The sequence below is a fragment of the Devosia rhizoryzae genome, assembly GCF_016698665.1.
Lineage (GTDB): Bacteria > Pseudomonadota > Alphaproteobacteria > Rhizobiales > Devosiaceae > Devosia > Devosia rhizoryzae.
Genome location: NZ_CP068046.1, coordinates 1,290,185 through 1,310,296, shown reverse-complemented (window position 1 = coordinate 1,310,296; position 20,112 = coordinate 1,290,185). Strand labels below are relative to the sequence as shown.

The window sequence follows — 20,112 nt, the reverse complement described above, 5'->3', positions numbered from 1 at the left end:
GTCGGAATGCTGAACCAGCCGATCCAGACGCTGACAACACTTGTCATCGGCGACTGGTACGGATTGAGCACCAGACTAGACAAGCATAGAGTTTAGCGCCTCTTGGCGCCTGGAGAATGACCATGAAGCCATTTCACCATCTTCTCGCGAACAACCTCGTCGCCAACATCACCAACTACACCGTGTGGTTCGCCGTTACCTTTTGGGCCTTCATCGAAACTCAGTCGGTTTTCGCAACGGGCATGATCGCCGGCGTCTATCTGGTGCTGACCGCAGCCCTGGGCATTTGGCTTGGATCGATCGTCGACCACAACTCCAAGCGCCTGGCCATGCTGGGCTCGAGCGTCATCTCCGCAGTGTTCTATGCACTGAGCCTCGTCATGGTTCTGCTGGAGCCGGAGGGCGCCTTTGAAAATCCTTACGGACCATATCTCTGGGGCTTCATTCTATTGATCATGCTTGGTGTAATTGCCGGCAACATCCGCTCCATTGCGCTGGCCACCCTGGTTACGATTCTCATCCCTGAAGGGGAGCGGGACAAGGCGAATGGGCTCGTCGGCATGGTCACCGGCATTGGTTTTCTGACCACCTCGGTAATCTCCGGCTTCCTCGTGGCCTATGCCGGCATGTTCGGCGTACTGGCTTTCGCATTGGTACTAACCGTGCTGGTGTTCTTGCACCTGAGCTTGGTCAAGATCGATGAAGGGCGTGTCGAACCTGCGGCGGGCGAAACGGTTGAGCCCAAACGCGTCGACCTCGCCGGAACGATCCGCATCATCGGTGCGGTACCCGGCCTCTTCGCGTTGATCCTTTTCGCCTGCTTCAACAATTTTCTCGGTGGCGTGTTCATGGCGCTGCTGGACGCCTATGGCCTCTCGCTGGTTTCGGTGCAGGTCTGGGGCCTATTGTTCGGCGGCCTCTCCACGGCCTTCATCATCAGCGGTATCGTTATCTCCAAGACCGGGCTGGGCAAGAACCCGATCCGCACGCTGCTAACGGTCAACGTCATCACCTGGGCAGTGTGCTGCGTCTTCACCCTGCAATCGTCGATCTGGCTCCTCGCCATCGGCTGTTTCATCTGGATGCTGCTTGGCCCCTATGCCGAGGCCGCCGAGCACACGACGCTGCAAAAGGTCGTGCCGCTGGAGCGCCAAGGCCGCGTCTTCGGCTTTGCCCAATCGGTGGAACAATCGGCCTCGCCGCTCACGGCATTCCTGATCGGACCGCTGACGCAGTTCGTCGTCATCCCGTTCATGACCGATGGGGCAGGGGCCGACGCCATCGGCTCCTGGTTCGGCACGGGGCCGGATCGCGGCATTGCCCTGGTCTTCACGGTGGCTGGCTTCATCGGCCTGGTGGTCACCATTCTGGCCTTCAACTCGCGCTACTACCGGCAATTGTCGGCGGCCTATGCGAACAGTGCCAACGATGACGACGAAAATGGCGGGGCAGCCGCCGTGGCCAACCCCGCCTGATCGGAAATCGATCTGTTACCGATTACGCCGGCAGTGCATCTGCCGGCGGTTCGCTCTGCGTCTTGGGCGGGAAGGCCAGGGCTAGGGCGGCACCGGCAAGTCCGACACCGGCGGAAGCCACATAGAGCCAGTGGTAGTCGCCAAAGGTATCATAGAGATAGCCGCCGCCCACCGGGCCGAATGCCATGCCAATCGAGGAGGTCATGGTGATGCCGCCGAGCACCGTCCCCATGACATTGGGACCGAAATAGTCGCGGGCCAGCACGGAATAGAGCGGCATGACGCCGCCATAAACCAGCCCCAGCACCACGGCCAGCAGGTAGAAGTGCGGCAGCTGGCTGACATAGATATAGCTGTAGATGCCGATGGCCTGCAGCGCGAGACCGCCGACGATCACCCGCTTGACACCGATCCGGTCGGCTAGCAGTCCGAAGAAGACGCGTCCGAAAAGCCCGGCGACGCCCTCGACACTATAGATGCTCGCCGCCGCCAGCGCCGAGGCGCCGCACAGCATGGCATAGCTCACGGTGTGAAAGATCGGCCCAGAATGAGCCGCGCAGCAGAGAAAGAACACGCCGGCTAGCACGAAGAACTGCGGAGTGCGGAAGATCGCGCCCATATTGGTGGGCCGCGGTTCTGCAGGCACCACATCGCTGGTCGGGCTCGGCGCTTCCGCCATGGCAGCAGGTGCACGGCGGATCAGGAAGGCAGCGGGGATGATCAAAGCGGTAGCGACGACGGCTGTCATCAGCATCGACTGACGCCAGCCATAGTTGGCGATCAGCACGGTCGCCAGCGGCGTGATGATCATCGGCGCAATCCCGCCGCCGAGCGACACCAGCGAAACGGCAAGGCTGCGGTGCTTGTCGAACCATCCCAAAGTCGTTGCGATCAGCGGCGCAAAGAATGCACCACCGGCAGCACCCACCAGCCCGCCATAAGCGATCTGGAAGACCAGAATGTCCTCGGCCCGACTCGCAACGAAGAGCCCGAGTCCAAGGATCACGGCGGCGATCAGCACGACGGGGCGGGCACCGATCCGGTCGGTCAGTGTGCCCCAGAGAAAGCCGGCCACGCCCATGACGATGAAGCCGACGGTCATGGCTCCGGAAATGCCGGCGCGCGACCAGCCGGTGTCGTCAGCCATGGGCTGGAGATAAACGGGCAGGGCGAACATCGCGCCCATGGCAAGACAGGTGATCACGGCCCCCGCCGCAACGATCACCCAACCGTAATTGCGTTCCATTTGGAGCTCCCCTCCTTGCAGGTTCTCGCTGCCCGACGAATGGAACGCCGCCGTTTCGACACTGACAAGCTTTTCTTTTCGAGCGAGCTCGCCCAAAAGAGACCGTCACCTCCGGATCGCTGATGTCGCGCCTTATCCTCTTCAACAAGCCTTATGGCGTCCTCACTCAATTCACCGGTGAGCCGGGGGACCGCACCCTGGCCGAGTTCATCAAGGTGCCGGGCGTCTATGCCGCCGGCCGGCTCGACAAGGACAGCGAGGGCCTTCTGGTGCTGACGGATGACGGACGCCTGCAGGCGCAGATTTCGTCGCCCAAGTTCAACAAGGAAAAGACCTACTTCGTGCAGGTCGAAGGCGTGCCGGACCCGTTGCAGCTTGCACAGCTGCGCAAGGGCGTCGAACTCAAGGACGGCATGACGCGGCCCGCCAAGGCGATCGTCATCGAGCCACCCGCTTTGTGGGACCGTGACCCTCCGGTGCGCTTCCGCAAAAGCGTGCCCGACAGCTGGATCCGGCTGACCATCACCGAAGGCCGCAATCGCCAAGTGCGGCGGATGACTGCGGCCGTCGGCCTGCCGACACTCCGGCTGGTGCGCTGGTCGGTCGGCGATTGGACGCTGGAGGGTCTAGCGCCCGGCGCGTGGTGCGAAGCCTAATTCTTGACCGACTGTCCGATCGCCCAGGTGACGCCGAAAGGATCGATCAGCTGACCATAGATGTCGCCCCAGAACTCGGTCTTGAGCGGCTGCGCGATGGTGCAGCCAGCGCCGACTGCTCGATCCCACCACATCTGCGCATCATCGACATGGATGTGGAGGTTGAACCCCTGTGCGGCCACGGGCGGAAATCCGTAGTTCGGAAAGAAGTCTGAAAGAAAAATCGGGCTGCCGTTGATGTCGATCTGGGCATGCATCAGCTTGTCGGAACCTTCCGCCGGCATGGTCTCGCGCTCTTCCGCGCCAAACGCCTGCTTGTAGAAGGCGATCGCTTCGCGCGCGCCATCGACGTTGATGTACGGGGTGACGCCGCTATTCGGACGAAACTCGCTCATGGAACCCTCCGTTTTTCGCCAGCCTATCGCTCTCACTTGTGTGCAGCAACTGTGAGTCTTCCGAACCGTTGCTCGGCAACACGGAGACACAAATGCACCTAAAGCCCCTGTCGCAGCAGACCATCATCATCACCGGAGCCAGTTCCGGCATCGGCCTCGCCACCGCCCGCATGGCAGCCCAAAGGGGCGCCAAGGTCGTGCTGGCCGCCCGCGACGCTGAGGCGCTCGATCGTATCGTCGAGGAGATCAATGTCGCTGGAGGCGAGGCCGCGGCGCTTCCGGTCGACGTCAGCGACGAAGGGCAGGTCGAGCAACTCGCCGCCTTCGCCATCGAGCGCTTTGGCGGCTTTGACACATGGGTCAACAATGCCGGCATCGGCGTCATCAGCACGTCCGAAAAGCTCAGCAATGAGGATCACCGGCGCATCTTCGACGTCAACTATTTCGGCCTGGTCTATGGCTCGCTGGCAGCGGCGCGGCACTTCCGCGAAAACGGCAAGCCCGGAGCGATCATCAATCTCGGTTCGGCCTTGAGCGAGATGCCGCTGATGTTCTCGGTCGCCTACTCAGCCAGCAAGCACGCGATCAAGGGTTTCACCGACGGTCTCCGCACCGAGCTGATGCACGAAGACCTGCCTATCTCGGTGACGCTGATCCGGCCCAGTTCGATCGACAGCCGCTTCTTCGATCACGCCAAGACCAACGAGGGCGGCATGGGCATGGCACCCGGTCCCAAATACGCGCCCAGCGTTGTCGCCGAAGCCATCCTTCACGCCGCAGCCCACCCAAAGCGCGACATCGGCGTCGGCAGCATGGCCGCCCTTGCCGGACCTGTCGGCAAGAGCCTGCCGGGCATGGTGCAGGGCGCCGAAGCCTATTTCGACAACCGGATCCTCATCGACTACGACCACATGCCGGTGGGAGAAAGCGTCAACGAAGTACCAGATGAAGGCTTCGAACGCTCCCGCTTCGGCCATGGCCGCACCTGGAGCGTAACAACAAAGGCGCAAACCACGCCGTCGCTCGTCGTTGGCGCATCGGTGCTTCTTGGTGCCGTTCTCGCCGTGGGTATCGACCGCTACCGCCGCCGCTAGCTGTTCCGCAGACGATCCAAGGCGCCTTGCAGGATGTAGCTCGCCGCCAGCTTGTCCACCACTTCGGCGCGCCGATCGCGCCGAAGATCGGCCTCGATCATCATCCGCGTCACCGCCGAAGTCGAAAGGCGCTCGTCCCAGAACGCGATGGGCAGACCGATTTTCGGCGCGAAATTGCGGGCAAAAGCCCGCGTCGACTGTACCCGCGGTCCCTCCGACCCATCCATATTGAGCGGCAGCCCCAGGATCACCGCCACTACCTGATTCTGCCCGATCAGCTCGACTATCCGCTCCGCATCCTGCGTAAACTTGGTCCGCTTGATCGTCTCGAGCGGCGTCGCCGAATAGCGCATGCCATCGGACACCGCGACGCCAATGGTCTTGGTGCCAAGGTCAAGCCCCATGATGCGGCCAGACGGGGGAATGTCGGCGAGGGGGTTTTCGATGCTCACGTGGCGCTCGCTGGACAGAGTGAACCTGTCCTATAGGGTGCAGCCAAATTTTTGGCGACGGAAAAGGACTGATGAAGCTCACCTGGTTTGGCGATCGCAGCTTCCGCTTTCACCTCGGCGGTCAGATCGTGGTTGTCGAGGCGGACTCGGCTCCTAACCAAGTAGACCGCGCTGAACTCACCAGTGGAGCCGATGTGGTGGTCGGCTTCGACACTGTTTTGCCGAGCGCCGATGCCATCACATGGCGGCCGCGAGCGCCGCAAAGGTTGCTCGATGCTGGCGCGGACCTGCGCCCCGCGGACATCGTGTCCGTAGGCGACGGATCGCTCCTGATCGACGCGGAGGACGAGCGTCCTCTTTTAATTCTCACTTCGAATAACGGACCCCTGGGTCGGTGGGCCGGAAAAGCGGTTATTATTTTGGTCGGCCTCGATCTTTGCGGTCGCGCCATTCAGTTGATCGAGTCTTCCGCACCGCCATTGATCGGCCTAACCGGCTCCGAGCCCGAGGTCGATGCTGCCTTTGCCGCCCTTCGCGACAAGCTGGGCGACACCGGCCTCGTCGCCCTCGAGCCCGGCCTTGCCGTCGAAGTCTGACCTTCGGCCGCCATTTTCATTGTCTTTTGCCCGAGCGCATTGCTAGAACGCCAAAAGCCACGCCTTTGCCTTGGAGTTTGCCATGTCCGTCGATGCCGCCACCGTCAAGCGTATCGGGCGCCTTGCCCGCATCCGCATCGAGGAGGGCGAGGTCGCCGGCTATCAGGATGAACTCAATGCCATTCTCGGTTTTGTCGAGCAGCTGAGCGAAGTCGATGTCACCGGCGTCGAGGCGATGACTTCGGTCACGCCGATGCAGCTGCGGCGCCGCGACGATGTGGTGAGCGATGGCGGTTATGCCGACAAGATCGTCGGCAATGCGCCTCTCACCGAAGACAATTTCTTCATGGTGCCAAAGGTCGTCGAGTAAATGACCTTCACCATTGCGGTTGAAACGCCGCTCCAGGATGATGTCCGCGCTCTTGTCGAGCGCCTTAACGACCATCTCTTGCCGCTGTCGCCGCTGGAATTTCAGTTCAAGATGACGGTCGAGCAGATGGCCGACACCGAGACCACGCTCTTCGTGGCGCGCGACGAGAGCGGCAGGGCCGTCGGCATGGGCGCACTCAAGCAGCACGGTCCCGAGCTCGGCGAAGTCAAACGCATGTATACTGTACCCGAAGTTCGCGGGCAGCGAGTCGGCCGGCAACTGCTGGAACGCATCATCGACCTCGCACGTCAGCGTAATTTGCCGATCGTCATGCTGGAAACCGGAACCGGCGACGGCATGGCGGACGCGCACCGGCTCTATACCCGCTACGGTTTCATGCTGCGCGGACCGTTTCTCGACTACCCGAATAGTGAATGGTCCGCATTCTTTGAAATGCCGATCAAGGTGGAGCAGGACGCATGAGAAACATTCTGGCGATGTCGATCTTGCTGCTCGCGACCGGTGCCGTCTGCGCCGATCAGTATGATGCCATCTATGTTTCTGATCCGGTCGTGTGCGAACGGGCAAAGACCGAAAGCGTGCGCGACGTGCTTTTCGATCTGAACGCCGCGGCTGTGTCGCCGCGCGTCGGCATCTGGATGGGTGAGCTCGACTGCGTCCTCAATGATGTTCGCATGAACCCGTCCAATTGGGGCGAGGTCGAGGAAGTCTACGCCACGGCGCGCTGCGATGGCCCGTATCGCGCCTTCATCGATCCGGTGGCGATCACCTCGGATTCGAGCAACATCAACCTGGTCTGGGGCGACCAGGATGGGGAGCCCCCCGCAAGCGTCGAAATCCTCTCAGTGCTGCATGGCGAGTCCACCGACGCCGAGCGCGACCCCGAAAGCTATGCCGGGGTATATACGATCTGCGAAGGGCTGACGGCGGCCGATTTCCTTTTTGCCGATGCGACCAACTGACCGGCTGCATGATTTGCGCCTGCCAAAGCATAAGTGAGTTTTCTTTTGACTGACCTGACCAAGCTGAGCCTCGCAGACGCCCGCAAAGGGCTGACCAAAAAGAGCTTTACCGCGCTTGAGCTGACCGATGCCTATCTTGGCGCGATCGAAGCCGCCAATTCGTCGCTCAACGCTTATGTCGCCGTGACCGCCGACCAGGCACGCGACATGGCCAAGGCGAGCGATGCGAAGCTTGCGCAAGGGCAGGGTGGTCCGCTCCAGGGCGTGCCGCTCGGCATCAAGGACCTGTTCGCAACCAAGGGCGTTCATACCCAGGCGGCAAGCCACATTCTCGATGGCTTCAAGCCAGAATACGAATCAAGCGTCACCGCCAATCTCTGGCGCGATGGTGCAGTCATGCTGGGCAAGCTCAACATGGACGAGTTCGCCATGGGCTCGTCAAACGAGACCTCCTATTACGGTCCCGTCGTCAGCCCGTTCCGCGCCGAAGGCAGCAATGCCCATCTGGTGCCCGGTGGCTCGTCCGGCGGTTCCGCCGCTGCGGTTTCGGCCTGGCTTTGCGCTGGGGCGACAGCGACCGATACGGGCGGCTCTATCCGTCAGCCTGCGGCCTTTACCGGCACCGTTGGCATCAAGCCGACCTATGGCCGCTGCTCGCGCTGGGGCACTGTCGCCTTTGCGTCCTCGCTCGACCAGGCCGGCCCGATCGCTCGCACGGTTGAAGACGCGGCAATCATGATGACGTCGATGTCAGGGTTCGATCCCAAGGATTCGACCAGCGTCAACCTGCCGGTGCCGGACTTTGCGGCGGCAGTGGAGCGCGGCGTCAAGGGCCTCACCATCGGCGTTCCCAAGGAATACCGGATGGATGGCATGCCGGCCGAGATCGAGCGACTTTGGACCGAAGGCCTCGAATGGCTCAAAGCCGAAGGCGCGACCGTCAAGGACATCTCGCTGCCGCACACCAAATACGCCCTCCCGGCCTATTACATCGTGGCTCCGGCCGAAGCCTCGTCCAACCTCGCGCGCTACGATGGCGTCAAATACGGCCTGCGCGTTTCGGGCAAAGACATCACCGACATGTATGAGCTGACACGCGCCGCCGGTTTCGGCCGCGAGGTGAAGCGCCGCATCATGATCGGCACCTATGTGCTGAGCGCCGGCTATTTCGACGCTTACTACGTCAAGGCGCAAAAGGTCCGCACGTTGATCAAGAAGGATTTCGAAGACGCGTTCAACAACGGTGTCGACGCGATCCTGACCCCGGCGACACCATCGGCGGCCTTTGGCATCGGTGACGAGGCTTTGGCGGCGGATCCCGTGGCCATGTATCTCAACGACGTCTTCACCGTCACGGTGAACATGGCTGGCCTGCCGGGCATCGCCGTGCCTGCAGGCAAGGATGCCGCTGGACTGCCGCTGGGGCTGCAGCTGATCGGCAAGCCATTCGACGAAGAAACGCTGTTTGCCGCAGCGCGCGTCATCGAAAAGAGCGCCGGTGGCGACTTCGCGCCCAAGCGCTGGTGGTAATCACGAGGGACGGCGGCGCTTGATTGCGCTGCCGATCCGCACTATTTGCGCCTTATGCACAAACTAAAACTGGTAGCGACGCGCCCCGTTGCCGCGTCCGGGCCAACAGGAAATCTGCCGATGGCCATTGATCTTTTCTCCTCGCTCGACTGGTCCGAGCCGCCCAAGGATATGAGCAAGCCGCTGCAGGCGCTCTGGTGGCTCAAGAAAGGCGAGTTCCGCATCGGGCCGGAATGGGAAAAGGCGCACAACATCGTCCAGTCCATGGAAGGCGTGCAGGCCTTCGACTGGGTCCATGCCCTGATGCACTGGATCGAAGCCGACATGGGCAATGCCGACTATTGGTATCGCCGCGCCGGCAAGCGCCGCGCCACCGCTAGCGTTTCTGCCGAATGGGAACATATCGCGGCAGCGCTCAGCGACGTCACGCGCAACTGACAGCACGCCCGAGCGGCCTGGGCCGTAGATATAGCATCATGCCGACACAGACGAACCAGATCGTCTGCGGCCAAACGGCAAGCCGCTCCATGCTGCCCCGCCCGAAGGGCAAGCCACCCAGCGCGTGACCTAGGCCGGACAGCAGGGTCACAAATCCTACCAGCACCGTCCAGAAGGCCAGTTTTGGCCGGAGGTCGCGCAACACCCAGGCGAGCAGCACGAAGCCGGCGCCGGGCGCCGCAATGGCGATCACCGCGCCGATGACGTGGATCAGCATGTCGTCGAGGGGAAAGGCGCCGACCATCATCGCGCCGACCCCGCCCACTGCGATCAGGAACAGCGCTGTCGATGCCAGGCCGCCGGTGGGCCAGAGGTGGCGGGTCAGCCAGATGCCGGCGATGCTGAGCAGGCCATGCACGATGATGCCGATGTTGAATAGCAGATGTAGCGGCGAGCACACCGGCTCGTTGCCGCCTGACGTCGCGACAGACCAGACCTGGCAACTGGACACGCCCAAAAGGCTGATGTCGTAGAGGAAGATGTCGTAGCTGGGGGAAAAGAGCTGCGTCACGAACTGCGCGGGAAAAAACAGGACGGTCAGCATCATGCAGATCGCCCCGGTCCGTATGCTGTCCCCCATCAAACTCTCCCTGTTCGACCCTAAAATGCCTGGATGACAAGCTGCGTTCCGCGGGTTGAAATCGCCAAGCGGGCAGTGCACACCAAAGTCACCCAAATCGTCGAGGATCGATCCCGTGACCGCTGCAAAAAAGCCCGCAGACTGCCAGAGCAAGGAAGATGTCCGCGCCGAGATCGACCGGATCGATCAGGCGCTGCTGACCCTGTTTGCGGAGCGGCACGCCTATGTGACACGCATGGCCGAGATCAAGACCGATCCGCATGAAGCCCATGATCCGGTGCGGATCGAGGCTGTGATCAAGAAGGTGCGGGAGCGCAGTTTGGACCTTGATCTCGACGAGGATCAGGCCGAACTTATCTGGCGAACCCTGATCGATTGGAACATCAACTACGAGAAGGGCATCATCGCTGCGCGGCGGCGCACCAGGTAGGAGCCAAACCATGTTGAGCATCCGGATACGCAAAGCGACGATCTCCGATGCTCCCCGAATGGCGGCGATTGCCTTCGATGCCTGGTCGACCGGCATCCTTCCCATTCTTACGCCACGCCCTGGCCAGCGCGACCGGGAGCGGCAGCGCTTGTCGCAGGCCGTCGGCGCCGGCTGGCCGGACGCCATCGTGGCCGACATGCAGGGCATCGTCATCGGCTGGTGCTCGCGCGCGAAGAGCCGCAATTATATCCCCTACCTCTTCGTCGAGCATGACATGCAAGGCCACGGCATCGGGGCCATGCTGCTCAACCGCATGGAAGCGATGCTGGAGCTCGAAGGCGCCGAGCGCATCCATCTCGAAACACCCGCAGACCACGTACGGGCGGTGCGCTTTTATGAGCGGCAGGGCTACAAAATTCTCGCGATGAAGCCCGATGGTCGCGGTCACCATCCGCTGATGAGCGTGCATCTCGAAAAGCGCCTCTCGCCCTTTGTCGGCGATATCGACGACGAGGACTGAAGCGCGCCCCAACCGTTGCATCATGGGGGCAAGGCGGCTAAGCACATAGCCAGTTTGCATGTGTCTTTCAGGACTGCCCAGTGACCCTCGTCGATACCCGCACCCCCGACAAGAAACGCCTGATCTCCGGCTCGACCGGCGACTGGGAAGTGATCATCGGCATGGAAGTGCACGCGCAAGTCACCAGCGAGTCGAAGCTCTTCTCCGGCTCCTCGACCGCCTTCGGCAATCCTCCCAATTCCAATGTCAGCTTCGTCGATGCGGCCATGCCCGGCATGCTGCCCACCATCAACGAAGAATGCGTGCGCCAGGCCGTGCGCACCGGTCTTGGTTTGAAGGCGCAGATCAACAAGCGCTCGGTTTTCGATCGCAAGAACTACTTCTATCCCGATCTGCCGCAGGGCTTTCAGATCTCGCAGTTCAAGGACCCCATCGTCGGCGAGGGCAAGATCCTGCTCTCGGTCGATGGCGAGGAGATCGAGATCGGTATCGAGCGTCTCCATCTTGAGCAGGATGCCGGCAAGTCGATCCACGACCAGCACCCGAACATGAGCTTCGTCGACCTCAACCGCTCCGGCGTGGCGCTGATGGAGATCGTCTCCAAGCCCGACCTCCGCTCGTCCGAAGAGGCCAAGGCCTATCTTGGCAAGCTGCGCACGATCCTGCGCTATCTCGGCACCTGCGACGGCAACATGGAGCAGGGCTCGATGCGCGCCGACGTCAACGTCTCCGTCCGCAAGCCCGGCGGTGAGTTCGGCACGCGTTGCGAAATCAAGAACGTCAATTCCATTCGCTTCGCCGGCCAGGCGATCGAATATGAAGCGCGCCGCCAGATCGACATTCTCGAGGATGGCGGCTCGATCGATCAGGAAACCCGCCTGTTCGACCCCAAGAACGGCGAAACGCGCTCGATGCGCTCCAAGGAAGAAGCGCACGACTACCGCTACTTCCCCGATCCCGACCTGCTGCCGCTCGAATTTGACGACGCCTTCATCGCCTCGCTGGCCCAGAACCTGCCGGAATTGCCTGACGAAAAGCAGCAGCGCTTCGTGCGTGACTATGGCGTCACCGCATACGACGCCCACGTGCTGACGCTGGATCGCGAAACTGCCGATTATTTCGAAGCCTGCGTCGCCCATGGCGGCAGCAAGCGAGACGGCAAGGCGGTCGCCAATATCCTCAATGCCGACGTCGCCGCCTTTGCCAATAGCCAGGGTCTCGCGGTCTGGGAAACACACCTGCAGCCAGCCCAGGTCGCCGGTCTCGTCGACCTCATCGCCGGCGGCACGATTTCGTCCAAGGGCGGCAAGGACGTGCTGCAGATCATGATTGCCGAAGAGCCCGAAGGCGACCCGGCCGATATCGTCGAACGCCGCGGCCTCAAGCAGGTCACCGACCTGGGCGCCATCGAGAAGATCGTCGACGAGATCATTGCCGCCAATCCCGATCAGGTCGCCAAGGTTCTCGCCAAGCCCACCATGATCGGCTGGTTCGTCGGCCAGGCGATGAAGGCTTCGGGCGGCAAGGCCAACCCGCAGGCCCTCAACGACCTGATGAAGCGCAAGCTCGGGATCGAATAACGGTGAGCGAACCCGCCCCAGACAACAAATCGCGCATGCGGTTTCCGGGCGGGTTCATCGTGCGCGCGGTCACGATCCTGCCGGTGGTTGCAACCATGATCGCTTCGCTGGCACTGATGATCTATGGTTTCGTCGAAACCTGGCATTTCGCCCGCGATCTCATCATCCCAGTTCATGCCGCCAGCCGCGACGAGATCCTTCTGCACGCCATCGAGATCGTTGATCTTTTTCTGTTGGCGACCGTGGTGCAGGTCGTTTCGCTTGGCCTCTACCAGCTCTATTTTAACCAGGATCTGGCGCTACCCAAATGGCTCAAGATCGAGACCTTGGATGATCTCAAGTCCAAACTGGTCGGCGTGACGATCACGGTCTTGGCCGTATACTTCTTGGGCCGCGCCCTGACGTGGGAAACCGGCGCCGACATTCTCTATCTCGGCGCCGCTGCCGCTGTGGTGATCGTTGCGCTCACCTGGTTCTTGAGCAAGATAGACCACCACGAGTAATCAGGGCGCCGGGTCGCGACTTGGCTCGGGCGGCAAGTCCGGGTCGACGGGCAGGTCGGGATCCTGCTCCCGCCGCAATGGCGTCGAGTGGGGGTTGTCCGTATCTTCCGTCGGCAATAGCACCGGCATGGTCGGCGCATGATCGAGCGGCAGTTCCCGGTTCTCGGGACGGCGTTCGAGATGATCGCGCATCTCAAACCTCCCGTGGTGGCAGCTCGTGCCCCGGCTCGGGCGCGATCTCTGGCACCACCGGATCGGGATCTTCGACCGGCTGGTCGGGCGTCGGCACTTCGGCCGGTCGAGGCGGAATGGGATCGACCGGCTGTGGCTGGGGTGGCTCGGGCTGGGGCGTGATCTCGGGCACCGGGCGTGGGTCGATGTCGGGCGTCGTGGGTTCGGGCATAATGGACCTCCTCCCATCTGAACGGGACGAGGGTGCGATCGTTCCGGTCAGGCAGGCGCGCGGCGCCAGATCTGGCGAATGCGCCCGTCGATAAACAGCAGCCCGAAAAAGATCACCAGCATGCCCCCGATTTGGATAGGCAAGATGGTTTCACCCAAGGCGGTGACCCCGATGATCAGCGCTGAGATCGGCGCAATAAAAGTGGTCGTGGCAAAGTTGGTCGCGCCGACGCGGGGCAGAATGCGGTACATGATCTGAAAGGTGAAGGCCGTCGAAAGAAGGCCGATAGCCGCGGCAGCGCCAAATGTTTCCGGCCGCGTCATCACCGGCACGCCTTCGGTGATAAAGGCGATCGGCAATGCGACCACGGCCGCGCCTGTAAGGGCCATGGCGGCAAAGGCCGTCGGCTCGACATGCTTGAAGGATCGGGTCATGTTGAGGGAGAGCGCATAGCAGACCGTCGCGCCCAAGCATGCGCCGATGGCCCAAAGTGCCGAGTTGCCGCCGCCCGATAGCGCAGGTGACACAAGGATCGACGCCCCTACAAAACCGATGGCCACGCCTGTGAACTTGGTGGGCGATGACTTCTCACCACCGATCCAGAAGTGCGAAATGACGGCGGTGACCATCGGCGTCAGCGCATTGATGATCGCCGCGATACCACTGGCGAGATGCGCCTGTGCCAACGGAAACAGAGCGAATGGGATGGCATAGGCAATGACGCCGAGGCCAGCGAGCTGCAGCCAGAGCTTGGGATCTCGCGGAACCGGCTTCTTTAGCGCCAGCATCACCAGCCAGCAGCCAAGGGCACCGATCGAGACTCGAAGCGCCGTCACCCAGATCGGGCCGATCTCACGGATCAGGATCGCGTTGAAAACAAAGGAACATCCCCAGATCGCACCCAGAAGGATGATCCAGAACCAGTCGCGCAGACTCATAGTGGGCCTCAAGCAGAAGAGGCCGCACGCTACGCCCGCGGAGAACAGAGGTCGAACCGTTTTTGACGATGGCCCGCATCAATTGCAGTGATGGAGGCTAGTGAAACGTCGCCGGTATTGGGGCCATGCCATTGGCCAGCATGCGCAAGGCCTCGGGATAGATGCGGTGCTCTTCGACCAGCACTCGCGCCGACAGTGTTTCGGCCGTGTCGCCAGCCAGCACCGGCACCTTAGCCTGCAGAATCACCGGCCCCTCGTCGAGGCCGGGCGTCACGAAATGGACGCTGCAGCCATGCTCGGTGGCGCCATCGGCAAGCGCCCGCTCGTGGGTGTGCAACCCTTTGTAGGCCGGGAGCAGGGAAGGGTGGATGTTGATCAATCGCCACAACCAATGATCGACGAAACTTTCGTCGAGGATCCGCATGAAGCCGGCGAGGCACACGATATCCGTACCCCAACTCTCGAGGATCTGGGTCATCGTGTCTTCGAACATTTCCCGGATTGGGAATTTGCTCTGCGCCAGCGAGGCCGTAGCGATGCCATGCGAGGCCGCAATCTCGAGCCCGGGCGCTGCCGCCTTGTTGGACAAAACGCCGACGATCTCGGCCGGATAGTCTGGCGCCTTGGCGGCCTCGATCAGCGCGGACATATTGGACCCGCGCCCGGAGATGAGGATGGCGACCTTTGCCTTGCTCACAGTGCCAGCTTGCCGCGGAAGGTCACCGGCTCGCCGCTGCGTTCGGTCAGCTGACCGACAATGGCGGCCTGTTCGCCCGACTGTGTGAGGCTGGCGACCAGCGCCTCGGCATCTTCCGGCGCCACGGCGACCAGCATGCCGACGCCGCAATTGAACGTGCGCAAAATTTCGCGCTCGCTCATGCCGCCGACCTTGCTCAACCAGCCGAAGACCGGTGGCACGGTGATAGAAGAAAGATCGACATCGGCTGCCAAGGCCTCGGGCAGCACGCGAGGGATGTTGTCGATGAAGCCGCCACCGGTGATATGCGCCATCGCCTTTATGCCGAGCCCGGCCTTGAGGGCAGCCAGCAGCGGCTTCACGTAAATACGGGTCGGCTCGAGCAAGGCGTCGGCCAGGGAAGCCTCGCCAAACGGCGCCTTGTCGGTCCAAGCCAGGCCCGACAGCTCGACGATCTTGCGCACCAGCGAATAGCCATTCGAATGCACGCCCGACGAAGCAATCGCGACAAGCGTGTCACCAGCTGCGATATCCTTGCGCGGCAGCAAATTTTCGCGCTCTGCGGCACCGACGGCAAAGCCGGCGAGATCATAGTCATTGCCGTGATACATGCCCGGCATTTCGGCAGTTTCGCCGCCGATCAGGGCGCAGCCGGCAAGGCGGCAGCCATCGGCAATGCCGGTAACGATCGCCGTGCCTTGGGCGACGTCGAGCTTACCGGTGGCGAAGTAATCGAGAAAAAACAGCGGCTCGGCGCCTTGGACAATGAGATCGTTGACGCACATGGCGACAAGGTCCTGGCCGATCGTATCGTGCTTGCCCGTGTCGATCGCAATCTTGAGCTTTGTGCCGACGCCGTCATTGGCCGCGACCAGAACAGGGTCCTTGAAGCCCGCAGCCTTGAGATCGAAAAGCCCACCGAAGCCCCCGATCTCGCCATCGGCGCCGGGACGACGGGTGGAGCGCACCGCCGGCTTTATCGCCTCAACAAGTGCATTTCCTGCATCGATGTCGACGCCAGCCTGCTTGTACGACAGCCCGTTTGATGGCAGGTGTGATGCGTCCGACATGAGCCTCTTGCCATGCTGGGGATTGCGGGCGAAAGCTGACGCGCGCGACCCGGGTTGATTGAGTTTTTCGGTGCTGGCCGTTATGCGGCCTGATAGCTTTTCGCATACTTAGACGCAAGGGCCGCCCGGCGCCATGACACTCAGAAATCAAGTCGCCATCTGGATCGGCCTATTGCTGGCCCTTGTCCTGACCCTTTGGATTTTCCGCGGCGTGCTGCTGCCCTTCGTGGTTGGTGCGGCGCTGGCTTATCTCCTTAATCCGCTGGTCAATCAGCTGCAGAAGTGGCGTTTCAGCCGAGCCTGGGCGACAGTGGTGGTGCTGCTTTGCATGCTGACCATCATCATGAGCCTGTTCTTGATGTTCGTGCCGCTGATCGGTCAGCAGATTATCGGTCTGATCCAGCGTCTCCCCGCCCTGGTGCGCGACCTACAGGCGCTCGTGGAACGCTATTCGCCAGAGATCAACGCGTGGCTGGGGCCGGAGCGCGCGGCGCAGCTCCAGACCAGCATCAATGACCTCACCCGCCAAGCACTTGGCTTTATCGCCACGCTGCCGGCCGAACTCGTCAATATTGGTCTTACTGGCGCGTCAGTCGTGGGCTTCACCGTCCTTGCGCCCGTTGTAGCCTTCTACCTGCTGCTGGATTGGGAGGGCATGGTGCGCGGCGTCGATAACCTCCTGCCCAAGGTACACAAGGGCGAAATCAAGGGCATCCTGCTTGAGATCGACCGCTCCATGGCCGGTGTTATTCGCGGGCAGGGCGGTGTGCTGCTGATCGACGCAGCCTTCTATGCAACGGCGCTGAGCCTGGTCGGCCTTAACTATGGCCTCGCAGTCGGTCTTATCGCTGGCTTCATGAGCTTTGTGCCCTTCGTCGGCTTCGCCGTGGGCCTGGGTCTTTCGGTCGGCATTGCCTTCGTGCAGTTCGCACCCAATTGGTGGATGGTGGGCCTGGTGGGCGGTATCTTCCTGTTTTGGCAATTCGTTGAAGGCAACGTGCTCTATCCAAAGCTCGTCGGCTCCTCGATCAACATCAACCCGGTCTGGATGATGTTCGCCCTTCTGGCACTGGGGGCTGTTTTCGGCTTTGTCGGCCTCTTGCTTGCCGTCCCGATGGCCGCCATCGCCTCGGTGCTGGTGCGCTATGGCGTGCGCAAGTACAAGGAAAGCATGCTCTATCTGGGTCCGGACGAAACCACTCCGCCTAACGATGCCGCTGTCTAAGGGCGGCCCGCGACAGCTGCCGCTCGACTTGGGCCATCAGCCCTCCCATGCTGAGGACGATTTCCTGGTTGGCGACGGCAATGCCCTGGCGCATGCGCGTATTCTGGCCTGGCCGCATTGGCCGGACGGCGTGACGGTGCTGGTGGGACCCTCCGCATCCGGAAAGTCCCACCTGGGCCGCATCTTTGCCGAGCGAAGCGGCGCTTTGTTCGTAACTCCCGGCACGATCGTCCAGATCGCCGCAGGGCAGGGGCGTGAGCCGCTGCTGATTGAGGATGCAGATGCGGTCGGTTACGACGAGCACCACCTCTTCCACCTCCTCAACCAGGCCCTGCGCGGCGAGCGCACGCTGTTGCTGACCGGGCGGGACGAGGTTGCGCATTGGCCTCTCGCCACCGACGACGTCCGTTCGCGCATTCGTCGCGCACCGGTTTTTCGTCTGGAGATCAGCGACGACATCGAACTGTCACAGATGTTCGTGAAATTGTTCGCCGATCGGCAGATCAAGGTCGATCCCAAGGTCATCGGTTACGTGGTGCCGCGCATGGAGCGCAGCGCCGAGGAAGCCGCTGCCTTGGTCGATCTTATGGACAAGCTCGCCCTTGCCAAGGGTGGGGCAATTACCCGCACTATAGCGGCGGAAGCCTTGGCGCACCGGCAGGATGCGCTGGGGACTGACCGGCAAACGGATTGGGACGCAGACGATGAATGAGATGAGCGAATTCGCCGAAGCCGAAGGCACGGTGCCGGATATCGAGGCGCTGCGCAAAAGCCCGGCACGGTTCGTCAATCGCGAAGTCAGCTGGCTTCAGTTCAACATGCGCGTGCTCGAGGAAGCCGGAAACGAAAATCACCCGCTGCTGGAGCGGCTGCGTTTCGTCTCGATCTCGGCCAACAATCTCGACGAATTTTATATGGTGCGCGTCGCCGGCCTCAAGGGCCAGATTCGCGCCGGTCTCGCCAAGCAGAGCGCAGATGGCCTTTCTGCCAACGAGCAGCTCGAGGAAATTGCGACGCTGGCTCAGCACCTCCAGCTTGAGCAGCAGGACCATTGGCAGAACCTGCGCGAAGAACTCTTTGCGCAAAACGTCGTCATTCATGAAAGCGACGATCTCACCACCGAGCAGATCGCCTACCTGCAAAAGCTCTTCCGCGAAGAAATCTTTCCGGTGCTAACGCCGATCGCCGTCGACCCGGCGCATCCATTCCCCTTCATTCCGAACTTGGGCTTGGCGCTGGCTTTCGAACTTAAGCGCCCCGACAGCGACCAGCCGCTAACGGCTCTGGTCCGCATTCCCGGCAATCTCGACCGCTTCATTAGCCTGCCGTCCAGCCTCGTCTCCGAAGGCCGGACCGAGGTCGTGACCATCGACACGCTGGTCAAACTCTTCTTCCACAAGATGTTTCCTGGCCATGAAGTGGTCGGCTCCGGCGCCTTCCGCATCATCCGCGACAGCGAAATCGAAATCGACGACGAAGCGGCCGATCTCGTCATCGAGTTTGAATCGGCCCTGCGTCAGCGCCGCCGCGGCCAGGTGATCCGGCTCGAAATCGAACGCTCCATGCCGCGCGCCCTCAAGCGCCAGATCGGCGAACAGCTCGGCGTCAAGGATGCCGATGTCTTCGAAGTCCAAGGCTTCCTCGGACTCGCCGACGCGCGCAAGGTCTGCGACGTCGATCGCGCCGACCTCAAGTTTCCGCCCTATCACGCCCGTTTCCCTGAGCGCATTCGCGACTACAATGGCGACAGTTTCGCCGCCATTCGGGCTAAGGACATCTTGGTCCACCATCCGTTCGAAAGTTTCGACGTCGTTGCCCAGTTCCTGATGCAGGCGGCGCGCGACCCCGACGTCGTCGCTATCAAGCAGACGCTCTACCGCACTTCCGCCGATAGCCCGATCGTGCGCGCACTGATCATGGCCGCCGAAGCCGGAAAATCGGTGACCTGCCTCGTCGAGCTCAAGGCGCGCTTCGATGAAGAAGCCAATATCCGCTGGGCCCGCGACCTCGAACGCGCCGGCGCGCAGGTCGTCTTCGGCTTCATCGAGCTCAAGACCCACGCCAAGCTCAGCCAGGTGGTGCGGCGCGAAAAGGGCAAGCTCGTCAGCTACTGCCATATCGGCACCGGCAACTACCACCCGATCACGGCCAAGATCTATACCGACCTCAGCTACTTCACCATCGACCCGTCGGTCACCCGCGACGTCGCTCGCGTTTTCAACTTCATTACCGGCTATGCCCGGCCGACGGAGCTGGAAACCATCGCCGTGTCTCCGGTCAACCTGCGCCAAACGCTGATCGACAATATCGGCCGCGAAATCGAGCTTGCCCGCAGCGGCCAGCCCGCGCATATCCTCCTCAAGATGAATTCGCTGGTTGATCCGCAGGTGATCGACGCGCTCTATGACGCGAGCCAGGCTGGCGTGAAGGTCGACCTCATCGTCCGTGGCATATGCTGCCTGCGCCCAGGCATTCCGGGCTTTTCCGACAATATCCGGGTCAAGTCCGTGGTCGGTCGCTTCCTCGAGCACAGCCGCATCTATTGCTTCGGCAATGGCGAGGCCATGCCCTCCACCCGCGCCAAGGTCTACATCTCCTCGGCCGACATCATGGGCCGAAATCTCGACGGTCGCGTCGAAGTCATGGTGCCGATCCTCAATAAGACCGTGCACAAGCAGATCCTCGATCAAATCCTGGTTGCCTATCTCAAGGACAATCAGCAAAGCTGGGAAGTGCTGCCGGATGGAAGTTCGCACCGCGTCCGGTTGGCCGAGGGTGAGGAACCCTTCAACGCACATAACTATTTCATGACGAACCCATCACTGTCTGGCCGTGGCCGGGCAGGTTCGGATGAAAGCGACGAGGGCTGAG

25 protein-coding genes are annotated in these 20,112 nt (G+C 61.8%); 16 read left to right on the top strand and 9 right to left on the bottom strand.

Annotation, left to right across the window (positions count from 1 at the left end; all coding sequences use genetic code 11):
* The first annotated feature begins 122 nt into the window (after window positions 1-122).
* Window positions 123-1,475 (top strand): MFS transporter, encoded by a 1,353-nt coding sequence (locus JI748_RS06545; protein ID WP_201636144.1) that lies wholly within the window; start codon window positions 123-125, stop codon window positions 1,473-1,475.
* Window positions 1,476-1,497: 22 nt separating this feature from the next.
* Here JI748_RS06545 and JI748_RS06540 read toward each other — a convergent pair whose 3' ends face one another.
* Window positions 1,498-2,721 carry an MFS transporter gene (locus JI748_RS06540; protein WP_201636142.1) on the bottom strand — a complete coding sequence of 408 codons (1,224 nt, stop codon included), beginning with the start codon at window positions 2,719-2,721 and terminating at the stop codon, window positions 1,498-1,500.
* Between the two features lie 122 nt (window positions 2,722-2,843).
* Here JI748_RS06540 and JI748_RS06535 point away from each other — a divergent pair, with 122 nt between their 5' ends.
* The gene (locus JI748_RS06535; protein WP_201636140.1) at window positions 2,844-3,377 is read left to right on the top strand and encodes a pseudouridine synthase; all 534 of its coding nucleotides are present in this window, start codon (window positions 2,844-2,846) and stop codon (window positions 3,375-3,377) included.
* On the opposite strand, the gene JI748_RS06530 is transcribed toward JI748_RS06535, so the two are convergent.
* Window positions 3,374-3,772, bottom strand: a complete 399-nt coding sequence (locus tag JI748_RS06530) for a VOC family protein (RefSeq protein WP_201636138.1) — start codon at window positions 3,770-3,772, stop codon at window positions 3,374-3,376. The two genes, JI748_RS06535 and JI748_RS06530, sit on opposite strands and share 4 nt — an antisense overlap.
* Before the next feature lie 92 nt (window positions 3,773-3,864).
* Here JI748_RS06530 and JI748_RS06525 point away from each other — a divergent pair, with 92 nt between their 5' ends.
* Window positions 3,865-4,866 carry an SDR family oxidoreductase gene (locus tag JI748_RS06525; protein ID WP_201636136.1) on the top strand — a complete coding sequence of 334 codons (1,002 nt, stop codon included), beginning with the start codon at window positions 3,865-3,867 and terminating at the stop codon, window positions 4,864-4,866.
* Here the strand turns inward: JI748_RS06525 and ruvX are convergent.
* Window positions 4,863-5,270 carry a Holliday junction resolvase RuvX gene (ruvX, locus tag JI748_RS06520; RefSeq protein ID WP_201637085.1) on the bottom strand — a complete coding sequence of 136 codons (408 nt, stop codon included), beginning with the start codon at window positions 5,268-5,270 and terminating at the stop codon, window positions 4,863-4,865. The genes JI748_RS06525 and ruvX overlap by 4 nt on opposite strands.
* Window positions 5,271-5,389: 119 nt before the next feature.
* Between ruvX and JI748_RS06515 the strand changes: the two genes are divergently transcribed.
* The 6 genes from JI748_RS06515 to JI748_RS06490 all read left to right on the top strand — a co-directional run bounded on the left by JI748_RS06515 (window position 5,390) and on the right by JI748_RS06490 (window position 9,235).
* Complete coding sequence (locus JI748_RS06515; RefSeq protein WP_201636134.1) at window positions 5,390-5,914, top strand: hypothetical protein; 525 nt, start codon at window positions 5,390-5,392, stop codon at window positions 5,912-5,914.
* Window positions 5,915-5,996: 82 nt separating this feature from the next.
* A complete protein-coding gene (gene gatC, locus JI748_RS06510) occupies window positions 5,997-6,284 on the top strand; it encodes an Asp-tRNA(Asn)/Glu-tRNA(Gln) amidotransferase subunit GatC (RefSeq protein WP_201636132.1) in 288 nt (95 codons plus the stop codon).
* Window positions 6,285-6,767: a GNAT family N-acetyltransferase gene (locus tag JI748_RS06505; protein ID WP_201636130.1), complete on the top strand. Its 483-nt coding sequence runs from the start codon at window positions 6,285-6,287 to the stop codon at window positions 6,765-6,767.
* Window positions 6,764-7,267 (top strand): hypothetical protein, encoded by a 504-nt coding sequence (locus JI748_RS06500; RefSeq protein ID WP_201636128.1) that lies wholly within the window; start codon window positions 6,764-6,766, stop codon window positions 7,265-7,267. Before JI748_RS06505 ends, JI748_RS06500 begins: the two co-directional genes overlap by 4 nt.
* A 45-nt stretch (window positions 7,268-7,312) precedes the next feature.
* On the top strand, window positions 7,313-8,797 hold the full coding sequence (gene gatA, locus JI748_RS06495; protein WP_201637083.1) for an Asp-tRNA(Asn)/Glu-tRNA(Gln) amidotransferase subunit GatA: 1,485 nt from the start codon (window positions 7,313-7,315) through the stop codon (window positions 8,795-8,797).
* 120 nt (window positions 8,798-8,917) lie between these two features.
* Window positions 8,918-9,235, top strand: coding sequence for a hypothetical protein (locus JI748_RS06490; protein WP_201636126.1), 318 nt, complete (start codon window positions 8,918-8,920; stop codon window positions 9,233-9,235).
* On the opposite strand, the gene JI748_RS06485 is transcribed toward JI748_RS06490, so the two are convergent.
* Entirely contained in the window at window positions 9,222-9,875 is a 654-nt protein-coding gene (locus JI748_RS06485) for a DUF998 domain-containing protein (protein ID WP_201636124.1), read from the bottom strand. The genes JI748_RS06490 and JI748_RS06485 overlap by 14 nt on opposite strands.
* A gap of 115 nt (window positions 9,876-9,990) precedes the next feature.
* Between JI748_RS06485 and JI748_RS06480 the strand changes: the two genes are divergently transcribed.
* From JI748_RS06480 to JI748_RS06465, 4 genes are all read left to right on the top strand, one after another.
* Entirely contained in the window at window positions 9,991-10,305 is a 315-nt protein-coding gene (locus JI748_RS06480) for a chorismate mutase (protein ID WP_201636123.1), read from the top strand.
* A 10-nt stretch (window positions 10,306-10,315) separates the two neighbouring features.
* Complete coding sequence (locus JI748_RS06475) at window positions 10,316-10,825, top strand: GNAT family N-acetyltransferase (RefSeq protein WP_201636122.1); 510 nt, start codon at window positions 10,316-10,318, stop codon at window positions 10,823-10,825.
* A gap of 80 nt (window positions 10,826-10,905) precedes the next feature.
* On the top strand, window positions 10,906-12,405 hold the full coding sequence (gene gatB / locus JI748_RS06470; protein WP_201636121.1) for an Asp-tRNA(Asn)/Glu-tRNA(Gln) amidotransferase subunit GatB: 1,500 nt from the start codon (window positions 10,906-10,908) through the stop codon (window positions 12,403-12,405).
* A 2-nt stretch (window positions 12,406-12,407) separates the two neighbouring features.
* Entirely contained in the window at window positions 12,408-12,908 is a 501-nt protein-coding gene (locus JI748_RS06465) for a YqhA family protein (RefSeq protein WP_201636120.1), read from the top strand.
* Here JI748_RS06465 and JI748_RS06460 read toward each other — a convergent pair whose 3' ends face one another.
* The 5 genes from JI748_RS06460 to purM all read right to left on the bottom strand — a co-directional run bounded on the left by JI748_RS06460 (window position 12,909) and on the right by purM (window position 16,016).
* The gene (locus JI748_RS06460) at window positions 12,909-13,100 is read right to left on the bottom strand and encodes a hypothetical protein (RefSeq protein WP_201636119.1); all 192 of its coding nucleotides are present in this window, start codon (window positions 13,098-13,100) and stop codon (window positions 12,909-12,911) included.
* 1 nt (window position 13,101) lies between these two features.
* Window positions 13,102-13,311 (bottom strand): hypothetical protein, encoded by a 210-nt coding sequence (locus JI748_RS06455; protein ID WP_201636118.1) that lies wholly within the window; start codon window positions 13,309-13,311, stop codon window positions 13,102-13,104.
* A gap of 47 nt (window positions 13,312-13,358) precedes the next feature.
* On the bottom strand, window positions 13,359-14,249 hold the full coding sequence (locus JI748_RS06450) for a DMT family transporter (RefSeq protein WP_201636117.1): 891 nt from the start codon (window positions 14,247-14,249) through the stop codon (window positions 13,359-13,361).
* Between the two features lie 97 nt (window positions 14,250-14,346).
* The gene (purN, locus tag JI748_RS06445) at window positions 14,347-14,946 is read right to left on the bottom strand and encodes a phosphoribosylglycinamide formyltransferase (RefSeq protein WP_201636116.1); all 600 of its coding nucleotides are present in this window, start codon (window positions 14,944-14,946) and stop codon (window positions 14,347-14,349) included.
* Entirely contained in the window at window positions 14,943-16,016 is a 1,074-nt protein-coding gene (purM, locus tag JI748_RS06440) for a phosphoribosylformylglycinamidine cyclo-ligase (RefSeq protein ID WP_201636115.1), read from the bottom strand. The genes purN and purM overlap by 4 nt, the downstream gene beginning before the upstream one ends.
* Window positions 16,017-16,149: 133 nt before the next feature.
* Here purM and JI748_RS06435 point away from each other — a divergent pair, with 133 nt between their 5' ends.
* From JI748_RS06435 to JI748_RS06425, 3 genes are read left to right on the top strand one after another with little or no spacing between them, the layout of a single operon-like run.
* The gene (locus JI748_RS06435) at window positions 16,150-17,241 is read left to right on the top strand and encodes an AI-2E family transporter (protein ID WP_201636114.1); all 1,092 of its coding nucleotides are present in this window, start codon (window positions 16,150-16,152) and stop codon (window positions 17,239-17,241) included.
* On the top strand, window positions 17,228-17,953 hold the full coding sequence (locus tag JI748_RS06430) for a P-loop NTPase family protein (RefSeq protein WP_201636113.1): 726 nt from the start codon (window positions 17,228-17,230) through the stop codon (window positions 17,951-17,953). The genes JI748_RS06435 and JI748_RS06430 overlap by 14 nt, the downstream gene beginning before the upstream one ends.
* Window positions 17,946-20,111, top strand: coding sequence for an RNA degradosome polyphosphate kinase (locus JI748_RS06425; RefSeq protein WP_201636112.1), 2,166 nt, complete (start codon window positions 17,946-17,948; stop codon window positions 20,109-20,111). The genes JI748_RS06430 and JI748_RS06425 overlap by 8 nt, the downstream gene beginning before the upstream one ends.
* The last annotated feature ends 1 nt before the right edge of the window (window position 20,112 follow it).

What these genes read in the sequence shown, in the direction of transcription:
- JI748_RS06450 (WP_201636117.1), bottom strand. Translation starts at nt 14,249, where the DNA reads ATGAGTCTGCGCGACTGGTTCTGGATCATCCTTCTGGGTGCGATCTGG.
- JI748_RS06435 (WP_201636114.1), top strand. Translation starts at nt 16,150, where the DNA reads ATGACACTCAGAAATCAAGTCGCCATCTGGATCGGCCTATTGCTGGCC.
- JI748_RS06455 (WP_201636118.1), bottom strand. Translation starts at nt 13,311, where the DNA reads ATGCCCGAACCCACGACGCCCGACATCGACCCACGCCCGGTGCCCGAG.
- JI748_RS06490 (WP_201636126.1), top strand. Translation starts at nt 8,918, where the DNA reads ATGGCCATTGATCTTTTCTCCTCGCTCGACTGGTCCGAGCCGCCCAAG.
- JI748_RS06540 (WP_201636142.1), bottom strand. Translation starts at nt 2,721, where the DNA reads ATGGAACGCAATTACGGTTGGGTGATCGTTGCGGCGGGGGCCGTGATC.
- JI748_RS06545 (WP_201636144.1), top strand. Translation starts at nt 123, where the DNA reads ATGAAGCCATTTCACCATCTTCTCGCGAACAACCTCGTCGCCAACATC.
- JI748_RS06485 (WP_201636124.1), bottom strand. Translation starts at nt 9,875, where the DNA reads ATGGGGGACAGCATACGGACCGGGGCGATCTGCATGATGCTGACCGTC.
- JI748_RS06500 (WP_201636128.1), top strand. Translation starts at nt 6,764, where the DNA reads ATGAGAAACATTCTGGCGATGTCGATCTTGCTGCTCGCGACCGGTGCC.
- JI748_RS06530 (WP_201636138.1), bottom strand. Translation starts at nt 3,772, where the DNA reads ATGAGCGAGTTTCGTCCGAATAGCGGCGTCACCCCGTACATCAACGTC.
- JI748_RS06430 (WP_201636113.1), top strand. Translation starts at nt 17,228, where the DNA reads ATGCCGCTGTCTAAGGGCGGCCCGCGACAGCTGCCGCTCGACTTGGGC.
- purM (WP_201636115.1), bottom strand. Translation starts at nt 16,016, where the DNA reads ATGTCGGACGCATCACACCTGCCATCAAACGGGCTGTCGTACAAGCAG.
- gatC (WP_201636132.1), top strand. Translation starts at nt 5,997, where the DNA reads ATGTCCGTCGATGCCGCCACCGTCAAGCGTATCGGGCGCCTTGCCCGC.
- JI748_RS06425 (WP_201636112.1), top strand. Translation starts at nt 17,946, where the DNA reads ATGAATGAGATGAGCGAATTCGCCGAAGCCGAAGGCACGGTGCCGGAT.
- JI748_RS06515 (WP_201636134.1), top strand. Translation starts at nt 5,390, where the DNA reads ATGAAGCTCACCTGGTTTGGCGATCGCAGCTTCCGCTTTCACCTCGGC.
- ruvX (WP_201637085.1), bottom strand. Translation starts at nt 5,270, where the DNA reads ATGGGGCTTGACCTTGGCACCAAGACCATTGGCGTCGCGGTGTCCGAT.
- JI748_RS06475 (WP_201636122.1), top strand. Translation starts at nt 10,316, where the DNA reads ATGTTGAGCATCCGGATACGCAAAGCGACGATCTCCGATGCTCCCCGA.
- JI748_RS06505 (WP_201636130.1), top strand. Translation starts at nt 6,285, where the DNA reads ATGACCTTCACCATTGCGGTTGAAACGCCGCTCCAGGATGATGTCCGC.
- JI748_RS06460 (WP_201636119.1), bottom strand. Translation starts at nt 13,100, where the DNA reads ATGCGCGATCATCTCGAACGCCGTCCCGAGAACCGGGAACTGCCGCTC.
- JI748_RS06535 (WP_201636140.1), top strand. Translation starts at nt 2,844, where the DNA reads ATGTCGCGCCTTATCCTCTTCAACAAGCCTTATGGCGTCCTCACTCAA.
- JI748_RS06525 (WP_201636136.1), top strand. Translation starts at nt 3,865, where the DNA reads ATGCACCTAAAGCCCCTGTCGCAGCAGACCATCATCATCACCGGAGCC.